This is a genomic window from Streptomyces lanatus (genome assembly GCF_014655715.1).
Classification (GTDB): Bacteria; Actinomycetota; Actinomycetes; order Streptomycetales; family Streptomycetaceae; genus Streptomyces; species Streptomyces lanatus.
The window spans coordinates 18,533-38,904 of sequence record NZ_BNBM01000027.1; the positions used below are offsets into that span (position 1 = coordinate 18,533).

Sequence of the window (20,372 nt, forward strand, 5' to 3'; positions counted from 1 at the left end):
TTTCCTGGCTCGCATGCCCTGGATGTGCCCTTGGGGCCCGCTCACCAGAGGGCGCCCTGCTCGGCTGACGGGCTGGGCGTCGGAGGTGTCGCGGCCAGGTGCACGCGCGTCTTGGTGTTGATGGCACGAGGTTCCGTCGTTACGGCACCCGAGTTGCGTAGCTGTCGGACGGCATCGATCACCTTGCCGGGCTGGTAGACGGTTTCCAAGAGGGCGTATCGCTTGAGTTCTGGATGGTTCGCCCGTCGGGAGCTACGGAGATGAAGTCGCGCAGGATGCGTCGCAGCGGACCCGTATCGGGTTCGAATACGAGATTCAGCATCTGCTGTCGGGTGTCCCTGGGGTCGCGGTAGCGGACGCCGCAGGAAGGGGCCACCTTCCACATCGCGGCTTTCATCTTCTCCAGTCCCAGCCCGTGCTGGGCTGGTCACTCCTCGCGGCGGGCGATCACCCGGAAGGCGTTGGAGAAGCGGCTGCGGCGGATCAGCGGGGCGAGGAGCCGGTCCAGGGCGTACATCGGGAAGCAGAACGGTATGCCCGCCCAGAAGACCGTCTTGGTGACCGCGGCGCCGAGACGGCCCGGGGGCCGGGGCAGCCAGGGCTCGTCGCGGAACGGCAGCAGCCGCAGCACGTACAGCCCTACGAGCGCGGTGAAGTCCACGGGGATATGGGACTCCTCGCGGTCCGTCGCCACCACCGTGAAGCCCAGCTCGGTGAGGGCCCGGCGCAGGTTCCTCATGGTCACGAAGTGCTGGTGCTGAGGCTGGAACCACGGCAGCCAGTACCGGCCGAAGAGGCGGCCGAAGGGCGACTCCGGGTTGGGTACCTCGATGATCAGGTGGCCGCCGGGGCGGAGCACGGTGTGCACCGCGGCCAGTTGGGCCTTCGGGTCCGTGGTGTGCTCCAGGCAGTGGAACATGCTCACCGCGTCGTACTGGCCGGCGAGTTCGTCCGCGAGGTCGGGCAGAAAGCCCTGGTAGGCCCGCTCGATGCGCCCCGACTGCTGCGCCCCGAGCACATGGGCGCCGATGTCGAGCCCGTCGAAGGCGGTGCCGGGCAGTGCTTCCTTGGCCGCCAGGCAGAAGTCACCGCCCGCCGTGCCGACGTCCAGCCAGCGCTTCGGCCGGGCATGCCGCCGCATGGCCGCGGCCCGGTCGCGGTTGCGTTTCCTCGCGGCGTCGCTGTCCAGGGCGCCGCCGATCTTCTCGGCGTACAGGCCGTCGTAGAAGTCCCGGTAGTAGAAGTCCAGTCCGGCCGCGCTGAGCTGCGGGTTCTGGAAGGTGTGTCCGCAGTCGCGGCACTGGTCCAGGGTGAAGGTGCCGGGCTTTCGCTGCAGGTGGTCCTTGGTGCGCAGGCGGCGACGCAGCTGCCGCGCGCCGCACCAGGGGCAGTCGGTGCGGCGCGGCTCGAAGAACCGGGCGATGCCGTCGGCCAGCTCTGCCTGGTACGCGGGGCGCAGGCGGGCGACGCGTTCGGCGTCGGAAGCAGGGGGCGGTGGGGCGGGTGTGTCGGGGGTGTCAGGGGGCTGGTTCGTGGTGGCCATGTCCGTGGTCTCCTCTCGTTCCACTCTTCGGCACGGCGGTCGCCCTGCCGGTCGGTCGCTCACCGCTCCCGTGACTCCTGCGGCTCCCGTGGCTTCTGTGCCGCGAACTTCTCCAGGTACGCTGCCGCGGCAGCCGCCCCGCCCGCCGCACGGAAGGAGTCCCCGACGCGCCGGGCCGCCGCGCGGTAGGCGGGCCCGTCGAGTACGGCGTCGAGGGCGGCACCGATCCGTCGGCGGTCGGCGCGCCCGAAGCGCACCCGCACTCCGGCGCCGGCGCCGGTGACCTGGCCGGCGATCAGTGGCTGGTCGTCCCGGATGGGCGCGACCACCAGCGGTACGCCGTGCCACAGGCACTCGGCGACGGTGTTCTGCCCGGCGTGGCTGACCATCGCGGACGCCCGGCGCAGGAGCGGCAATTGGGGGATCCGGGGCAGCACCAGGAGGTCGGCGTCGGACTCTCCGTCGAGTACCCCCCCGGGGTCGGCGAGTACCGCCTGCAGCCGCCGCCCGCGCTCCCGCGCGGCGGCCGCGCACTCGGCGAGGAAACGCGCCCCCAGGCCGGTGTTGGCAGTGCCGAGTGAGACCAGGACGGTGGCCCGGTGCTCGTCGAGCCACTCCCAGGGGAAGTCGGCGGCCGGGCGCCGGGTGAACGCCGGACCGACGTACCGCAGCTGCGGCAGCTGAGGGCCCGGGCCCGCGAGTTCGGGGGTGGTGAAGGAGAGCACCAGGTCGGGGGAGAAGCGCGGATCGTGGGTGCACCCCGGGTCGCCGAGGCGGGCGCGCAGCTCCGCGACGAGCCCGGCGGTCCACTGAGCCACCTTCGGCATGCCGTCCAGGGCGTCGCTGAACTCCGCCGGGGTGGTCGACGCGGTGGCGTACGGCACCCCGAGGCGCTCGGCGACGAGGGCACCGGCGAGGGTCTGCTGGTCGGCGACGACGACATCGGGCCGGAACCCTTCGACCGCGCGGCGCACACCGGGCGCCATCGCCCCGGCGAGCGGCACGAGGAACTCCTCCCACAGGAAGCGCAAGGCTGCGGCACCGCGCAGGGCAGCGGGACGTTCCGGGAGCGTGGGCACGTCGCACGGGTACACCTCGGCGTCGGGCCCGGCCAGTTCCCCGACGAACCCGGGCAGTCCGGCCCAGGCGGCCCGGTGCCCGCATCTGGTCAGCTCGGCGGCCACGCTGACCGCCGGGTTGACGTGCCCGACCAGGGGCGGCACGACGAACAGAAAGCGGCTCACGGCGCGACCAGCTCCCGGTGGCCGTCCCGTAGCCAGTCGAGCACCAGCGGGACGACCGTCTCGGGGGTGCCGACGAGCACGGAGTGCCCGTGCCCGGGCACCGTCAGGGTGCGGCAGCGGGGCAGCAGCGATTCCAGCCAGGGCGCCGTGTCGGCCAGGTCGGAGGTAGCGCCGTACACCGCGCAGACCGGCACGTGCAGGCTCTGCCAGGACTCCTCGGCGGGGACGGGGCAGGACCCGATGTCCTCGGCGATGGAGGTGCCGTGCAGCAGCCGGGTGGCCCAGCGCACCAGGCGGGCCTCGTGGCGGCCGTAGGTCTCCTCGATCCACGGCAGGGTGCGCTCGTCGTGGAGCTGGTGGGCGGAGCCGGCCAGGATGCCGCTCATCTTCTTGGCCCAGGCGGCGGTCGGCGGCTCGGACTCGAGCATCAGGATGCCGGCGACCCGCTCCGGTCGGCGCAGTGCGTAGGCGAGGGCGACGGTGCCGCCGAAGGAGTTGCCGATCAGGTGGACGGGCCCTTCCAGGGCTAGGGCGTCGAGTAGCGCGTCCAGGTCGCCGCTGAAGTCCTCGACGCCGTAGCCGCGCGGCGGGCGGGAGCTGCGGCCGTGGCCGCGCTGGTCGTACATCACGACGTCGTGTCCGGCTGCGGCGAGCGCGGGCGCGATGGTGAAGTAGTAGCTGGTCAGGTTGTCGGTGGCGATGCCGTGCACGAGGACGACCGTCTGGGGCGGGCCCGGTGCCGGGGTGGGTGCGCCGCTCAGCCGCTCCACGTTCAGCCGGATCCCGCCCGCCTCGATCGTGGTCACCGCAGGCACCCCGCGATGTACTGGACGAGTTGTCCGACGGTCAGTCCGATGATGTCGGAGAGTTCGAGCGAGGCGAACCAGGCGGGGAAGTCGACCCGGTCGCCGTAGCGCCCGCCCAGCTCGGCGGTGAGCGTGACCAGGTCGATGGACTCCAGGTCGAGGTCCTCCACGAAGCGGGTGTCGGGGGTGATCGGGGTGTCGTCCAGTTCGAGGTCGTCGAGGACCGTGTGCAGAGCGTCGGTGACCTCGGCGAGGACGGCGGCGTACGCGGGGCCGGTGGTGGCGGGGCTGGTCATGATGGGCTCTCCTCGGTCCAAGCGACGGCGTAGGTACGGGTGGGCAGCCCCGGCGGGTTGGTCACATCGGCGAGCCGGATGCGCCGCAGCCGGCCGGAGGGTGCCCGGACCGTGAGGGCGCGGGCGCCGTCTTCGAATTCGACCGCCGTGAAGTCCCGCGGTCGGCCGCCCAGTCCGGTGCCCTCGGCCTTGGCCGCGGCTTCCTTGGCGGCCCAGAACCGGGTCAGCCAACCGGGGCCGCCGCCGAGCCCGGTGAAGGGCGCCCGCTCGTCCGGGGCGAGGATGGCGTCGTAGGTCGTTTCGGGGCGCTCGACGATCTCCTCGATGTCGATGCCGGTGCCGGTGCCGGGGCTGTCGGCGGCGGGGTGGACGAGTGCGACGGCGGCCTCCCGGCAGTGCGCCAGCGACAGTTCCAGAGGCGGGAGTTCTCTGCCGTGTACGCCCTCGGGGCGCGGTCTGCCGCCAGGGTCGTTGGCGACCCGTATCTCGGCGGGGAAGACGGGGCCGGCGCCGTGCGCCCACAGGTGGCGGCGTACGGCGTCCTTGGCGGCGATCCGGCCGAGCAGCCACTGGCGCCGGCCGCGCGGGGGGTGCCCGGCGTACTGCTCGCGCTCAGGGCCCGCGAGCTGGCTGCGCATGTATATCTCGCGGGATGCGGGGTCGGGCCAGCGTTCGAAGACCAGCTGCCAGCCGCCCTCCTGGGTTTCCGACAGAGTGTTGTGCTCGGGCCGTCGTTTGACCGGATCGACCTCGGGCGGCGAGTCGAAGCGCCGGTCCCGCCAGCCGCGGATCTCGGCCCAGACCTCGCCGTCGCGGGCGAGCTGCGCGTCAGCCACCAGGGCGGTGTCCGTCACGGTGGTGACCCTGATGTGGCAGTCGAGTGCGGTGCCCTGTTCCGGGGGCGGGCCGTGGAAACGGATCTCCTCGACGCCCGTCGGGAAGACGATGGTGCGGTCGGGGTGCGTGGCCATCAGCCAGTAGCCGAGCAGCTGACCGACGTTGTCGAGGAGCGCGCCGGGCGCGGACGGGGTGGTCAGGACACCGCGGACGTGCCGCTCGCCGAGCGCGCCGATCTCGGTGACGCCGCGGAACCGCGGCCCGTGGAACATCCAGCGGTCGTCGTACATCTGCCGCGCCGACGCAGCCGGACGGCTTTCCGGGGCGTCCGCCCGCCACGGCCGTGGGCGGGGCGCGGTGTCGTGCCCGTGGGCGGTCTCGACCGTGGCGCGGGCGTGGCGCCCGAACTCCACGGCGTACCGCCCCTGTCCCTCGGGCCGGGCCGTGACCGTGGCCTCGGTGGGCGGGGCGGCGACGGTCCACTGCAGAAACCGGGCGTCGTGCACGGCCACGGCCCTCCCTGGGCCGGGCACGGCGTCGATCATGTGCTGCACCAGGGTGGTGGCGGGCACCACGGGCCAGCGGTCGGCGATCTCGGGCCAGTGCGCGGGCTGCCGGAAGAAACAGTGGTCGGCGAGGTACGGCATGGTGTCGAGTGAGATGCGCAGGGTGGTGGCGCGGGAGGTGGCGGCAGGCGGCGGCACCGCCCCGGTCGCCGAGGGCTCGGGGGGCGGCGCCGCGGGCGCGGTGCGGCGCGGGGCCGCTGCCGCGGCGAACAGTTCCGCCACTTCCGCTGCCGTGTCCGCCGTCTCGCCGAGCAGCGAGCGCAGTTCGGCCGCCACGGGGCTCCGCGCGGCCACGGCCGCGAGCCGGTCCAGCCCGGGTGCGGGTGCCTCACGCAGGGTGCTGCGGAGCCGGTCCCGGGTGGCGGCGTCGAGCGAGACGAGCCCGGAGCCGAGGGTGAGGGGGACGGTGACGGGGGCGGGGACGGCTCGCGGGCTCTCCGTGGCCGTACGGACGGTCTCCGCCGTAGGGCCGGTCTCCGCCGTGCGGGCAGGTGCCGCCGTCGACCGAGGCGCGGCCCCCGCCCGCAGCGCCGCGAAGTCCGGCTCGGCACCGTGCGACCAGAGTCCGGCCGCCACCCGGTACAGCTGCGAAAGCCCGCTGTGCCGGGGCGTGTTGGCGCTGAGCGTCAGGCACGCGCGGCTGGTGAGGGTGTCGTCCACGAGAGCCGGCAGCTGGCCCTGGCCCAGCTGTACGAAGGCCCGGAACCCGGCGTCGTACAGGGCCGTGGTGAGCTGCCGGAAGCGGACCGGTTCGAGCAGGTGGCGCAGGAAGAGCGCGCGCGCCGCGGCCTCGTCGGTCGGGAAGGGCGCGGCGGTCGTGGCGGACCAGACGGGCACCCGGGGCGGGTGCAGCGTGAAGCCGCGCGCGGCCTTCTCGATGGAGGTGAGGTACGGGGCGAGCATCGGAGTGTGGAAGCCGGACTCGAAGGGCAGCAGCCGACCGAGCACTCCCGCGCCGCGCAGCCACCCGGTGAGCGCCTCGACCTGGTCGTGAGGCCCGCAGACGACGGTCTGGTGGGGCGCGTTGTCGTGCGAGACGACGACGTCCGGGTACGCCGCGAGCTCGGCATCCACCTGGTCCGCACCGGTGCCGAACGCGGCGAAGGCGAGCCCTGGGACGCGCAGCGTGGCCGGGTCGAAGTCCCGCAGGAAGGCGTCGACCTCGGCGTCCGCGTACATCCCGCCGACCGCCATCGCCGTCCATTCCCCCACACTGTGCCCGGCCAGCGCGTCCGGCCGGACGCCGATCCGGGCGAGCGTTCCGGCGAGCAGCCGGCCGAGGCCGACGACGGCTGCGCCGTGCCGGGCGACGTCGCCCACGCGGGCGTCCGGCCAGTGCGGCGCCGGCAGGCCGAAGTGGCGGGCGACGTCCTTTGCCCGCGGCTCGAACTCGGCCTCCAGCCCTGGGCAGAGGAAGGCGATCTTCCCGCCGCCCGTGCCGAGCACCGGCCGCGGCGCGCACCAGACGTCGCTCCGGCCGCCCCATGTCCGGGCGCGGGCGACTGCCTTGCGGGCCAGGGCGAGGCGGCGGTCGGTGGGGTCCAGGACGGCGACGCGGGCGCCCCCGGCTCCCCTCGCTCCGCCCTCAGCGGCGGCCGCGCGCAGCTCGGTGTCGTCGGCGTCGAGCAGTTCGGCGAGGTCCTGCGGGGTCGCGGCGGCGAGCCGCAACAGCCGGGGCGGCTCGGCCACTTCGGCACGGTCCGCGCAGGCAGCAGGCCCAGCGCCCGGGCCGCCGGGTGCCGGGGCCGCAGGCGCGACGGCCGGGGTCGATGCCGGTGCGGGAGCCGACGCCGGGGCAGGCGGCCATGCGGGGGCAGGTACGGGCTCCGGTACCGACTCCAGGACGACGTGGGCGTTGATCCCGCCGAAGCCGAAGGCGCTGACCGCGGCACGTCGGACGTCCCCGTCCCAGTGCCGGGCCTGCTGGGCCGGAGCGAAGCGGGTGACGCGGAGCGCCGGGTGCGGGTCGTCGCAGTGCAGGGTCGGCAGGAGCGTGCCGTGGTGCACCGCCAGGGCCGCCTTGACGAGGCCCGCCACACCTGCCGCCGGCATCGTGTGGCCGATCATCGACTTCACGGAGCCGATCACGGCGTCGGGCCCGGCGTCCGGGTCCGGCGGCCCGAACACCTCGGCCAGCGCGGCCAGTTCGGCCCGGTCGCCGCCGGGGGTTCCGGTGCCGTGCGCCTCCAGGAGGCCGAGCGACCCCGGTGCCGCCGGGTCGAGCCCCGCCGCCGCCCAGGCGAGCCGGACGGCGCGGGCCTGGCCGCCGGGGTCCGGGTTGACCAGGGAGCCGGCCCGGCCGTCGCCGGCCACGCCGACGCCGCGGACGACGGCGTAGATCCGGTCGCCGTCGCGCCGCGCGTCCGCGAGCCGTTTGAGTACGACCACGCCGGTGCCCTCGCCCATCAGCACGCCGTCCGCGTCCCGGTGGAACGGGCGGATCCGCTGGGACGGCGACAGCGCCCGCAGCCGGCTGAAGACGGACCAGAGCGTGATGTCGTGGCAGTGGTGTACGCCGCCCGCGAGCATCACGTCGCAGCTGCCCGCGGCGAGCGCGCCGACGGCCTGATCGAGTGCGACGAGCGAGGAGGCGCAGGCCGCGTCCACGGTGTAGGCGGGGCCACGCAGATCGAGCCGGTTGGCGACCCGGGACGCCGCGAAGTTGGGCACGAGGCCGATCACCGACTCGGGGCTCTGCTCCCCGCCGAGCGCGGCCGTGAACGCCATCCGTACCGCGTCGAGCCGCTCGCCGTCCAGCTCGGGCAGTAACTCGTGGAGGGTACGCACCAGTTGGGCGGACGTACGCATCCGCTGGTCGAGTCGGGCGAGCCCGTCGCTCAGATAACCGCCGCGGCCGAGCACGACACCGACCCGGGAGCGGTCTTCGGGCAGTGCGGCCTTCCCCGCGTCGGCGAGCGCGGCCGCGGCGGTGCGCAGTGCGATCAGCTGGTCGGGTTCGGTGCCGGGCACGGAGTCCGGCATGAGTCCGAAGACGGTCGGGTCGAAGGCGGCGAGCGCGTCGAGCCCGTCGACGAAGCCGCCGCGGCGGCAGTAGACGCCATCGAGGCCGCGCCGTCCGTCCGGGTCGTAGTAGGTGTCCGCGTCCCAGCGGGCCTTGGGCACCTCGGAGATGGCGTCAGCGCCGGTGACGAGGTTGTGCCAGAACGCGGCCAGGTCACAGGCGCCGGGCAGGGTCACCGCCATGCCGACGATGGCGACGGGCTGCCGGTGCTGCGGGGCGGTCGGTCGCATCGTGGGGCTCACCGGCCCGACGCCGTCAGGACGACCTCGTCGGTCTCCGGCTCGCCCCAGGCCAGCTCCCGCAGCAGCGCGAGCACGCCTTCCTCCGGGTCGATCAGCTCGATGCCGCGGCGCGCGTACTCCCGGCCCAGCTCAGGGCCGACCATGCCGCCGTGTGCCCCGGCCGGTGCCCACGGGCCCCAGTGCACGGTGACGGTACGGCTGCCGGTGTCGGCGCGCCAGAGGCGGCCGAGGCGGGCGAGTGCGTCGTTGGCGGCGGCGTAGTCGGCCTGGCCGCGGTTGCCGTACACCGCCGCGACGGAGCCGAACATGACGGTGAAGGCGGGCAGTTGGGGAAGTCGCCGGAGAGCCGAGAGCAGTGCGCGGGCGCCGTCCACCTTGGTGCCGTAGACCCGTTCGAAGGAGACGGGGTCCTTCTCGGCGAGCAGCCGGTCCTCGATCACTCCGGCGGCGTGTACGACCCCGTCGATCCGGCCGTACGTCGCGTACGTCTCCTTGACCGCCTGCTGCACGGCCTCCGCGTCCCGCAGGTCGAGTGCCCGGTATCTGGCCCGGCCGCCCGCGTCGTGTACCTCGGCCAGGGTCGTGGCGATCTCGCGGCGGGCCAGGACGCGGCCCGCTTCGCGGTCGATCTCGGCGGTGCTCAGACCGCCCCGGGCGGCGAGCGCTGCACGCAGCGCGGGCAGGTCGGTGGCGTGGGCCAGCTCGTGGTGCCCGCCCGTGCCGTCGTCGAGCGGCGTACGCCCGAGCAGTTCGACCCGGCAGCGTGCGGCGGCGGCAAGGGCGAGGGTGAACCGGGCTGTGATGCCGCGTGCGCCGCCCGCGAGGACGACGACCGACTCCGGGCCGAGCCCGAGTGCCGCGGCTGCGGCGGCGCCGGAGGAGGCGGGCCCGGCGCCGGAGGAGACGGGCGGGCCCAGAGGGCTCTCGTACGGTACCGGGGCGCGGCGGACGCCGCAGGTGCGCAGCACGACGGGCTCCCGGTCGGGCGCCAGCAGTTCCCCGACGAGTGCCTCGGCCTGCTCGGTGGCGGGCTCGTCGGGGTCGAGCTCCACGGTGCGGACCACGGTGTCGGGGTATTCGCGGGCCGCGGTGCGCACGAAGCCGTCGAGGCCGCTGGTGTCGTCGGGGAGGCGCGGGCAGAGCAGCCGGCGCGGGCCGCGCAGCAGCAGTTGCTGGAGCACGGTGAGCTTGGCGGGCAGCAGTTGCTGTTCCGTGCCCGCGAGAGCGCCCAGGTGCAGCACTCCGTCGACCGGGCCGGTGTGCCCGGCGAGCTGTGCGGTGTCCGGGCCGCCACGGGCGGCGAGCGCGCCGAGTGTGGTGAGCCGGGTGACAAGTGCCCGTGCGAGTGGCGTGTCGTCCGCGACGATCAGGAACCGCTTCCCGCGCAGCTGTGCCGCGCCTTCGGCGCCGGGCACGGGCGGCGGGTCGAGCGGGGCGGGCCGCAGCAGATAGCGGTGGGGAGCCTGGCCGGTGAGCGGGGCGGGGGACTCCTCGGCTACGGGGGCCGAGGTGGCGAGGGCGGGTGCCGGGTCCGGGTCGGCGAGCGCCTTCGCGCGGGCCCGCAGCCAGTCGGCGATCCCGGCGGCGGTGCGCTCCCGGGTCAGCTCCTCCAGGTCCGCGTCCGGCAACGACCGCAGATCCGCACCCGAGCCCAGCAGCCGCCGTCCCAGCTCCCCGGCGATCTCCGTCCGCTTGATCGAATCCACACTCAGATCCGCCTCCAGATCCGACTCCGCCCCCACCATCTCCACCGGATATCCCGTACGTTCAGCGATCACCGCCAGCACCTCGGCCAGCACATCCACCCCCACCGGAGCGGGAGCGGGGGCCGGAGCCGCAGCGAGAGCGGCCGGAGCCGGGGCCGGAAGGGGTTCGAGGGCCGGCGGAGCCGCCTGCGGCGCGGGCGGAGCCCCGAAGTAGCCGAGGAGCACGTCCCGTTGTGCGGCCAGCATCTCCCGGCTGTTGCGCAGGAACTCCCGGAGCAGTTCTTCCCGTTCGCCCATCGTCGTCGCCTCACTGGTCCGCTTTTCGGTCCGCTGGATGCCCGAGATGCGCCGGGCCGGGCGCAGCGCTCCCGGCACCGGCCGGCCGTCCGCCGTGCGTACGAGGTGGCCGTCGACCGTCCAGCCGGGCCGCTCCGGCACGGCGGCCGGGTCGGCGAGTGCCGTGTCGCGTCCGCTGAAGAGCCGTGCGGGCGCCACCGGGACACCGGCCGCGGCGAGCCGGGCCAGGGCTTCGAGGTGGCCGCGCAGGCCCGCGTCGGGGCGGGGTTCGAACGGGACGGCGACGTGCGGCCGGTCGCCGAGGATCTGGCCGACCAGACCGGTGAGCACGGTGCCGGGCCCGCACTCGACGAAGATCCGCGCCCCGGCGTCGTACATCGCCTCGATCTGGTCGGCGAAACGGACGGGGGCGGCGATCTGCTCGGCGAGGTCGGCTCGTATCTGGGCGGGGTCCCCGGCATAGCGGGTGCCGGTGAGATTGGCCCAGACCGGGAACTCGGGGCCGCGCACGGCGTACGCCGTCAGGATCTCGGCGAAGCGGGACACGGCCCCGGCGACCAGCGGGCTGTGGAAGGCGCAGGCGACGGGCAGCGGGCGGACGGCGAACCCGGCGTCGGTGAGCGCGTCGACGGCTTCGGCGGCGGCGTCCGTCGGGCCCGAGAGCACGCTCTGCGCGGGCGCGTTGTGGTTGGCGACGACGACCCGCTCGGCCAGGCCTGCCCCGGCGAGCACCCGGGTCACCTGTTCGGCGGAGGCCACGGCGGCGGCCATGGTGCCGGGATCGGACCCCTGTGCGCCGGTCGCGGCGAGGATCGCCTCGGCCCGCTCCCGGCTGAGGTCACCGAGCGTGTCGGGGTCGAGGGCGCCCGCGGCGCAGAGCGCGACGAGTTCGCCGTAGGAGTGCCCTGCGGCCATGTCGGGGCGGACACCGACCGCGGTGAGGGTGTCGTACGCGGCGAGGCCGACCGCCCCGAGCGCGGGCTGGGCGTGGCGGGTGTCGGTGAGCCGGGCGACCTGTGCGGCGCGTTCGGCGGCGTCGAAGGCGGCGGGCGGGAAGAGGGCGGCGGCCGGGGCGTGGTACAGGTGGCGGCCGAGTTCGGGGAAGGCGGTGAACAGCTCGGCGAACATGCCGGGGCGCTGGCTGCCCTGGCCGGGGAAGAGGAACGCCACCTTGCCACCGTCGTTGCTTTCGCCGTCGCCGTCGGCCGCCCCGGCGGGGGCGCCTGTGGCCGGGAACACTCCGCTTCTCCCGGGCGTGCCGTCGAGTAGGTCCCGTATCAGGTGCGGGAGTTCGGTGACGGACTCGGCGACCACGGCACCGAGGAGCGGGCCCGGTCCGGTCTCCGCGCGCTGTGCGGCGGTACGCGCCAGGTCCCGCAGCCGCCAGTGGCCGCTCGCCGCGAGGGCGGCGAGTTCCTCGGCCGTTGCGCGGGTGCGGAAGACGAACAGCTCGGCGGGCCAGACGTCGTGGCTCTGGCGCGGCGGCGCTCCGGCGTCGGCGTGGGCCCGCAGCACCACATGGAAGTTGGTGCCGCCGAATCCGAAGGCGCTCACCCCGGCGACGCGGCGGGCGGCGGGCTCGGCCCAGGGCCGGGCCTCGCTGTGGAAGACGAATGGGCTGTCGGGGCCGGTCCAGACGGGGTTGGGCACGTCGATGTGCAGGGTGGGCGGGCGCACCCCGGTATGCAGGGCGAGCGCGGTCTTGATCAGTCCGGCGAGACCGGCGGCGCACTTGGTGTGCCCGATCTGGGACTTGACGGAGCCCACGACGCAGCCGCCGGGCGCGGCCCCGGCGTCCTCGAACAGCCGGGTGAGCGTGCCGAGTTCGGTGCGGTCGCCGACGACGGTGCCGGTGCCGTGGGCCTCGATCAGGCCGACCTCGGCGGGCGAGACGCGGGCCTGCGCGTAGGCGCGTTCCAGGGCGGCGCGCTGGCCCTCGGGGCGGGGCGCGGTCAGGCCGAGGGAGCGGCCGTCGCTGGCGCTGCCGACGCCCTCGATGACGGCGTAGATCCGGTCGCCGTCCCGCTCGGCGTCGGCGCGGCGCTTGAGTACGAGACAGGCGACGCCCTCGCCGAGTGCGATGCCGTCGGCGGCCGCGTCGAACGTGCGGCAGCGGCCGGTGGGCGACAGCGCGTGCGCGGAGGAGAAGAGCAGGTAGTCGTTGATGCCGTTGTGCAGGTCGGCGCCGCCGCACAGGGCCACGTCGGCGGCACCGCAGGCCAGTTCCTTGCAGGCGGCGTCGACGGCGGCCAGGGAGGAGGCGCAGGCGGCGTCGACGGTGTAGTTGGCGCCGCCGAGGTCGAGCCGGTTGGCGATCCGGCCGGCGATGACGTTGGCGAGCATGCCGGGGAAGGAGTCCTCGGTGAGCTTCGGGAGCTGCTCCTCCAGGTCCTCGGGAAGGCGGCCGACGTACGAGGGCAGGACGCTGCGCAGCGTCGCGGCGCCGGAGATGTCGCTGCCCGCCTCGGCACCGAAGACGACGCAGGTGCGCTCGCGCGGGAAGGCCCGGCGGTCGAGCCCGGCGTCGGCGAGTGCCCGCCTGGCCGCCTCCAGGGCGAGGAGCTGGACGGGTTCGATGGCGGCCAGGGAGGCGGGCGGGATTCCGTAGGCCAGCGGGTCGAAGGGGATCGGAGGCAGGAAACCGCCCCACTTGGACGCGGACACGTCGTCCGCCTCGGCGTCCGCGCCGAAGTGCAGCGCGGGATCCCAGCGGGTGTCCGGGACCTCGGTGATCGCGTCGGCGCCGGCGAGCACCTGGGCCCAGTAGGCGGGCAGGTCGGCGGCGCCGGGGAACATGCCGGCCATGCCGACGACGGCGATGTCGAGCGGTTCGGGAGTGGGGGCCGGGTTCCGCGCGGGTACCGTACCGCCCGCGTCGCGGACGTCAGCGGCGAGTTCGGCGGTGCGGCGTCCGTAGAAGTCGGCGGCCCCGTCGGTGACCGCGTGGTGCAGGGCGGCGACGGTGGTGACGGCGGAGCGGAGCACGGCGACCTCGCCGGCCATGAACATGCCCGCTTCGCGCTGGCGCTCCTCGTCGACGTCGAGTAGCTCGTCGCCGACCCGCTCGACGCCCTTGCTGGCGATGCGCAGGCGGCCGACGTTGAGCCGCTCCAGCTCCTGCCAGACCTGCCGCTCGGGTATCCCCTGAGTCCGCAGCTCGTCCTTGACCTCCTGGTACGTGTCGCTGAACGCGCTGGGCAGGCAGCGGGTGGTGTGGCCGGGCGCGGTGTGCAGGAGCGTGGTCGACCTGGCGTCCAAGGCCGCGCGCTGGAACAGCGGCCGGATGGCGCCGCACTCGACGGCCTCCTCGGTGAAGAGGTAGCCGGTGCCCATCAGAACGCCGACGGCGGCACCGCGGGTGGTGAGCGGGGCGGCGAGCGCGGCGACCATGGCGGCGGAGCGCTCGTCGTGGATGCCGCCCGCGAACAGCACCTGTACGTCCTGTGGGTCGGCGGCGTCACCGCCATCGGTGTGACCGTCGTCGGCCGCCGCGTCGAGGAAGTCCTCCAGGACGGCCAGTTGCGCCTCCCAGAGCGGGAAGCTGTTGCGCGGCCCGATGTGCCCGCCGCACTCGGCGCCCTCGAAGACGAAGCGCCGGACGCCGGCCGCCAGGAACTGGCCGAGCAGCCCGGGCGACGGCACGTGCAGAAAGGTACGGATGCCCTCGGCCTCCAGAGCGGCCGCCTGGGAGGGACGGCCGCCCGCGATGACGGCGTGGCTGGGGCGCAGCTCACGGACGGCCTCCAGTTGGGCGGTGCGTATCTCTTCCGGAACGAAGCCGAGGATGCCGACGCCCCAGGAGCGGTCGCCGAGCGCGGACTTGGTCTGCTCGAGCAGGGTGCGGGTCTGCTCGGGCCCGGCCAGGGCGAGCGCGACGAACGGCAGTCCGCCGCCGTCCGCGACGGCCGCCGCGAACCGCGCCTGGTCGCTGACCCGGGTCATCGGGCCCTGGACGACCGGCAGCGCGGTGCCGAGCGCCCGGCACATCGGCGAGCCGCCGCGCAGCACGGCGCCGTCGTCCGCCACGGCGGCGTCGATGCCCTCCGTGACGGCGGCGAGGGCGCGGTCCACGGTGCCGTACCGCTCGGCGAACCGGGCGGCGAGAAAGGCATCCTGGCCCAGCGGCAGGGGCCGGTCGCGCAGGACGGCCGGGAGGCCGGGGCGGCTCCGGTCGAGTACCCGGCAGCCGTCGACGACGACGGTCTCGGTGCCGTCGGCGGCGCGCAGCAGACCGGCGGCCGCGGGGGCCGTACCGGCCTCGTCGAGGAGTGCGAGCTGGATGTCCAGTACGACTCCTCGGGCGCCCGCGAGGACGGCGGCGGCCGCGGTGTGCGGCCCGATGCCCCCGCAGGCCCACACGGGCAGGTCGGCCGGTACGGCGCCGAGTACGCGCTGGAGCAGCACGAAGGTGGAGTGTTCGCCGCAGGGGTCGCCGGACTCCTCGCCGCGCACGACGAGCCCGGTGACACCGTCGGCCACGGCCCGGACGGCCTCGTCGGTGCCGCGGACCTCGGCGAGCACGGCGGGGTCCGCGGCGGCGGCGCGGGCGGCGGCCCGGACCCCGGCGACGGTCCAGGGCGCGTCGGGGGCGAGGAGCACGGTGCACGGTCCGGCTGCGGCCGGGTCCGCGGTGCGACGCGTTCCGGTGGGCGCCGGGGCCCACAGCTCTCCGGGGCGCAGCGCACAGTCGGCGGGGACCCGCACGCCGTGGCTGCCGGGGGCCCACTGCCGCAAGAGGGCCAGGGCCTCGCGGGTGGCGCGGGCGCCCGGGCCGAGGTCGAGGACACCGGACCCACCGGCCCGGCAGACGGCGGCGACGAGGCGGGGGTCCGGTGCACCCAACGGGCTGACGCCGATAACGGTGTGCGTCATGGGGGGAGGCTCCTCTGTGCGATCGAGGGGGGTGTGCGATCGGGACGAGCGGATTCGGCGCACTCCGCGCGCTTTGGAGCTGATGACCCGTCAGATACTAATGGGTAGTCAGTTATCTGGCTGCACCCCCGACACCGATCGGTGAACAGGAACCGCAACGAGCCGGCCCCGGTCGCCGCAGAGCTCGGCCATGTCGTTGATGTCGGAAATCGGCATGACCACCGGCCGTGACCGCACGCCTGTCCGCGCGGCCTCTTAGCCTTGATCCACCGATCAATAGCCGGTCCAGAGCCTGGACATGAGGGTGCGGATGCCCTCTAACGTGTACATGCGAACCGGTGTGGGCAAAACCGCAGGTAGCTGACCTCGCCTCCTGCGTTGCCTGCCCGCGGCGCGGTGTTGATCAAGGGCTACGGGGCGTTCGCCTTGCCCATTTACCCGCCCCACCGCGGGCGGTGAAGCCGCCCTGGGTCGCTGACCTGGGATGATTGGACTTCTTCAAGGTTCCATGTCACAGATCGAGAGAACACCCGCGAGAGACCACGGACCCCTGCCGGGGCCGTGTCCGATTCGCTCCTGCCCGCCGCCGTCCTGGTCGCGTTCGCGGCAGGCGCGGATGACCGTGGGGGCCCGTGCCTGCCGCGCTTCCGCTGGGTTGCATCCGCTCGGGTTACAGCGGGCAGGTGATCTGGAAGACGACCGTGTTGGGGTCGTTGGGGGTTGGGCAGAGGAACTGGTCGTAGCGGGTGTCGTTGTCGACGAAGCGCTTCAGCCAGGAGACGCTGTACTGGGCGATCGTGGTGTTCGGGTCGGTGAAGGTGAAGTGGTCGGTGTCCTTGAGCACGATGAGTGACTTGTCGGGGGCGCTGACCAGCCCGTTGTAGAAGGGCAGGGCGAAGTCGTCGACGGAGGCGACGGTGTCACCGTCGGCGCCGAAGATCATGGTGGGGACCGTGATCCGGCTGGAGACGTCGCTGAGGTCCCAGGGTGCCAGCGGGATGGCCGCCTTGAGCGACGGGGTGCTCGCCGCGCTCTGCAGCGAGCCGCCGCCCATCGACCAGCCCATCAGCGCCAGCCGGCCGGGGTCGATCCGGTTCTTCACCGTGCTCTGGGCCGTCAGATAGGTGAGTGCGGCGAGTTGCTGCCTACTGCGGTCTGCGGGAAAGTCCCACAGCGCATTGGTGTTCAGGGTCATCACCACGAAGCCCTGGGAAGCCAGCCGGGGTCATCAACTGCTCGCCTGCAAGGTCGATTGAGTGAGTGTAAGGCTGATCAGGGTTGTTACGTTCATGGCGTGAATCTGACCGAGTGGGCACGGGTGCAGGGCGTTCATCCTCAGACCGCGTACAAGTGGTTTCGTGAGGGGACGCTGCCGGTGCCTGCTCAGCGGGTCGGGCCGCGCACGATCCTGGTGAACATCGCGGCGAATGCGGCGCCTGAGGTTGTCGGTGGCGTCGGGTTGTATGCCCGTGTGTCCTCGCATGACCAGAAGCCTGATCTTGAGCGGCAGACGGCCAGGCTTGTCGGGTGGGCGGCCGAGGCCGGTCACCGCGTGGTGCGGGTGGAGTCAGAGGTCGGTTCCGGGATGAACGGGGCCCGCTCGAAGGCCCGTCGGTTGCTGGCCGATCCGGACGTGACCACTGTGGTGGTGGAGCACAAGGACCGGCTCGGCCGGATGAACGTGGAGCTTGTTGAGGCTGCCCTGGCCGCGGCCGGCCGTCGCCTCGTTGTTCTGGATGACGGTGAAGTCGAAGACGATCTGGTGCGGGACATGGTGGAGGTGCTGACGTCGTTCTGTGCCCGCCTGTACGGGCGCAGGTCGGCGAGGAACCGGGCGAAGGCCGCTCTTGAGGCGGCTGAGCATGGCTGAACCGAAGAAGAAGTTGCGGCAGATTTCGCGGCCGTTCGTCGCCGACGGCCCCACCGGCGTGAGTATCCGTGACCGTCTCAAGGGCCTGACCGGCGAGGATGAGAGGATCCTGCGTCTGGTCAGTGAGCACATGGGACGGCTGGCGTCGCTGGATCTGGCCCGCAGGTGCCGTGACGGACTGGAGCACTCCGCGGACACGTGGGCGGCCCGCAAGCGGGATCTGACCGTCCTGTCGTCGTCGCGGTGGGCCGGCTCGGTCACCTCCAATACCCACGACCAGTGGGGCCTTTCCCGGCGTGCCCAGCACGCCCACCTGCAATCTCTGGGCGCAGGGATCAGCATGGTCCGGCACCGGCTGTCCCTCCCGGTCGGGGAGAAGGGCTCCCGGGGCAAGCCGGGCGGCTACCGGTCGAAACACGAGTGGTTTACGAAGACGCGTCGTCTGGCGATCCTGGAGGGCGAGTTCGAACGTGTCACCGCCGCCCGGGAGGCCGGGAAGGTCTCCATCGTGCGGGGCGGCCGGAAGCTGCTCAACAACCGGCACAACCTGGCCGCCGCGCACCTGACCGCCGAACAGTGGCGGGACCGCTGGGACGCTGCCCGCTGGTTCCTCACGGCCGACGGAGAGTCCGGCAAACGCTTGGGGAACGAGACGATCCGCGTCACCCTCGACGGCGAGATCAGCATCAAACTCCCGGCCCCGCTCGCCGAGTACGCGAACGCCCCACGCGGCCGCTACGTCCTGGCCGCGAAGGTGACCTTCCCGCACCGGGGCGACGAATGGCGCGACCGGATCGAGGGCAACCGGGCCGTCGCCTACCGCATCCACTACGACGTGGAGCGCGGACGCTGGTACCTGGACGCCTCCTGGACCCGCAAAGAACTTCCGGTCGTCCCCCTGGACGCACTTCGGGCCGGCGGTGTGATCGGCGTCGACATGAACGCCGACCACCTCGCCGCGTGGCGGCTGGACACCCACGGAAACCCGACCGGCAACCCGCGCCGCTTCGACTACGACCTCACCGGCACCGCACCCCACCGCGACGCCCAGCTCCGCCACGCCCTCACCCGGCTCCTGCACTGGGCCAAGGCCACCGGCGCTGCGGCCATCGCGATCGAAGACCTCGACTTCACCGACTCCACAACCCGGGAGAAACACGGCCGCAAGAAACGGTTCCGGCAGCTCATCTCCGGCGTCCCCACCAGCAAACTCCGCGCACGCCTGCTGTCGATGTGCGCGGAGACCGGGATCGGCGTGATCGCTGTCGATCCCGCCTACACCAGCCTCTGGGGCGGCCAGCACTGGCAAAAGCCCCTGACCACACCGAAGCGCCCCGTCACCCGCCACCAGGCGGCAGGCGTGGCGATCGCGCGACGCGCCCTCGGACACCGGATCAGGCGACGGACGGCACCGCCCCGCCAGCACCAGAGCGATGCTGGCGGGCATCGGACCGCCCAGGCCCGACCCGGCGACCGGAGGCGTGAGGGAAACCGCCCCCGCGTACCCGGACCACGGACACGATCCGACGGAGCCGAACGCGGCAGGAACGCGGCAACCCAGAACACCCAAAACCGTTCGGGGTGTTCGGCTGAGTACGAGTTCTGGCAACAGGACTCACTCCCACTCAGTCGGTAGGAACGGTACGCCGATGGCTTCCTGGGTCCAGTGGTGCAGTCCGCGTAGTGCGCGGCGGGCTGCCGGGTGGTGCGCGAAGAAACGGTGGAGACCCGGAGGGAGGAGGTAGTCAGGTTTCAGAAGCACCCACTGCGGTGTGCTCTGGAAGACGTCGACATGGGTCGCCTTCGGCTGGATCTCGGGCAGGAACTGCACGGTGGAAGCTCCGGTGCCCACCACTGCGACACGCTGTCCGGTCAAGTCGACCTCGTGGTTCCAACGGGCGGAGTGGAAGGCGGTGCCGGGGAAGGTGTCAAGGCCGGGGATGTCAGGATGGCGTACCTGCATGCTAATCGCGGCGGCTTGTGCGAACATCCGCAAGCAGGACGCCACTGAGACGTCGCTCCCACGGCGCGGCCTGCACCGCGCCTTCGCCCGCGCGATGCTGCGCACCGCCGTCAGCAAGGTCCATCAGGACCTGAGGATCTGGAGCACCAAAGGCTACGAGCCCCGACCCCTGCGTCACCCCCGCCTGCTGCGGCCCTTGGAGGCCCTGGCCCGCTTCTACCTGCGTACCTCGGTACGGGACCGCGCCCTGCGGCGGGCTCTTACTCCCGACTACCGCTTGGGCGGCCGCCGCCTGATCACCTCCGGCACCTACTCCGCCGCCCTCACCCGGCCCAACGTGCGGCTGCATCCCACCCGCGTGACCGCCGTGGAGGGCTCCGACGTCATCGGCGCCGACGGCACCCGTACTCGCGCCGACATCATCGTCCTGGCGACCGGATTCCGCATCGGTGACCTCCCCTTGGCCCCCCAACTGCACGGCATCGACGGCACGTTGGCCCAGACGTGGGCCGACAGCCGTCGCGCCTACCTGGGTACCAGCGTCAGCGGATACCCCAACCCTTTCCTGCTCATCGGCCCGAATCTGCTTACCGGGACCACCGCCGTCCCCACCATCCTCGAAGCCCAACTCCGCTCCATCACCACCGCCCTCAACCACCTGCGTACCAGCAGGGCGTCCGCACTGGATGTCAAGCCCGAGGCAGCCCGCCAGCAGGCCCTGCATGAGGCGCTGCGCAACACCGTCTACAACACCACCGGTGGCACCGCCTACTACTTCGGCCTCCCGGGCATCAACACCTTCTGCTGGCCTTGGTCGACCGCCGGGCTCGTCAAGCGCCTGCACTCCTTCGACCCGGACGTCTACACCTGGAGGCTGCCACTCCCGACCCAGGCCGGCGCCGAGCGGGATGGTCTGCCCGCCCACCGGTCGGGCTGACGCTGGTGGGCGTCACGGTCGATGCGCTCCTAGGTGGCCACCGAGGAATTTCCTCGGCGAAGCCGGTGAGGAAGTCGGAGTTCTTCAGCACATCAAGCAGCTCCAGGGCGCCCCAACCCCGTACGACTTCGTCCTTGAGGGCCCGCAGGCCGCTGGGCTCAGCCAGAGGCT

General features: G+C 73.3%; 11 protein-coding genes. 3 read left to right on the top strand and 8 right to left on the bottom strand.

What is annotated here, in order from left to right:
• Positions 1-427: 427 nt before the first annotated feature.
• The 7 genes from IE325_RS43180 to IE325_RS43210 all read right to left on the bottom strand — a co-directional run bounded on the left by IE325_RS43180 (position 428) and on the right by IE325_RS43210 (position 16,650).
• Positions 428-1,543: a class I SAM-dependent methyltransferase gene (locus IE325_RS43180; RefSeq protein WP_190075691.1), complete on the bottom strand. Its 1,116-nt coding sequence runs from the start codon at positions 1,541-1,543 to the stop codon at positions 428-430.
• Between the two features lie 59 nt (positions 1,544-1,602).
• Positions 1,603-2,787, bottom strand: a complete 1,185-nt coding sequence (locus tag IE325_RS43185) for a glycosyltransferase (RefSeq protein WP_190075692.1) — start codon at positions 2,785-2,787, stop codon at positions 1,603-1,605.
• On the bottom strand, positions 2,784-3,593 hold the full coding sequence (locus IE325_RS43190) for an alpha/beta fold hydrolase (protein WP_229912469.1): 810 nt from the start codon (positions 3,591-3,593) through the stop codon (positions 2,784-2,786). Before IE325_RS43190 ends, IE325_RS43185 begins: the two co-directional genes overlap by 4 nt.
• Entirely contained in the window at positions 3,590-3,889 is a 300-nt protein-coding gene (locus tag IE325_RS43195) for an acyl carrier protein (RefSeq protein WP_190075693.1), read from the bottom strand. The genes IE325_RS43190 and IE325_RS43195 overlap by 4 nt, the downstream gene beginning before the upstream one ends.
• Complete coding sequence (locus IE325_RS43200; RefSeq protein WP_190075694.1) at positions 3,886-8,544, bottom strand: type I polyketide synthase; 4,659 nt, start codon at positions 8,542-8,544, stop codon at positions 3,886-3,888. Before IE325_RS43200 ends, IE325_RS43195 begins: the two co-directional genes overlap by 4 nt.
• Before the next feature lie 8 nt (positions 8,545-8,552).
• Positions 8,553-15,431 (bottom strand): type I polyketide synthase, encoded by a 6,879-nt coding sequence (locus IE325_RS43205; RefSeq protein ID WP_190075695.1) that lies wholly within the window; start codon positions 15,429-15,431, stop codon positions 8,553-8,555.
• Positions 15,432-16,101: 670 nt separating this feature from the next.
• Positions 16,102-16,650 carry a dienelactone hydrolase family protein gene (locus IE325_RS43210; RefSeq protein ID WP_434095400.1) on the bottom strand — a complete coding sequence of 183 codons (549 nt, stop codon included), beginning with the start codon at positions 16,648-16,650 and terminating at the stop codon, positions 16,102-16,104.
• 75 nt (positions 16,651-16,725) lie between these two features.
• On the opposite strand from IE325_RS43210, the gene IE325_RS43215 reads away from it, so the two are divergent.
• The gene (locus IE325_RS43215) at positions 16,726-17,301 is read left to right on the top strand and encodes an IS607 family transposase (protein WP_190075697.1); all 576 of its coding nucleotides are present in this window, start codon (positions 16,726-16,728) and stop codon (positions 17,299-17,301) included.
• Positions 17,294-18,937 (top strand): IS200/IS605 family accessory protein TnpB-related protein, encoded by a 1,644-nt coding sequence (locus IE325_RS43220; protein ID WP_190075698.1) that lies wholly within the window; start codon positions 17,294-17,296, stop codon positions 18,935-18,937. Before IE325_RS43215 ends, IE325_RS43220 begins: the two co-directional genes overlap by 8 nt.
• Here the strand turns inward: IE325_RS43220 and IE325_RS43225 are convergent.
• The gene (locus IE325_RS43225; protein ID WP_229912470.1) at positions 18,917-19,264 is read right to left on the bottom strand and encodes an NAD(P)/FAD-dependent oxidoreductase; all 348 of its coding nucleotides are present in this window, start codon (positions 19,262-19,264) and stop codon (positions 18,917-18,919) included. The genes IE325_RS43220 and IE325_RS43225 overlap by 21 nt on opposite strands.
• Between IE325_RS43225 and IE325_RS43230 the strand changes: the two genes are divergently transcribed.
• On the top strand, positions 19,263-20,201 hold the full coding sequence (locus IE325_RS43230; protein WP_190075700.1) for an NAD(P)/FAD-dependent oxidoreductase: 939 nt from the start codon (positions 19,263-19,265) through the stop codon (positions 20,199-20,201). The genes IE325_RS43225 and IE325_RS43230 overlap by 2 nt on opposite strands.
• The last annotated feature ends 171 nt before the right edge of the window (positions 20,202-20,372 follow it).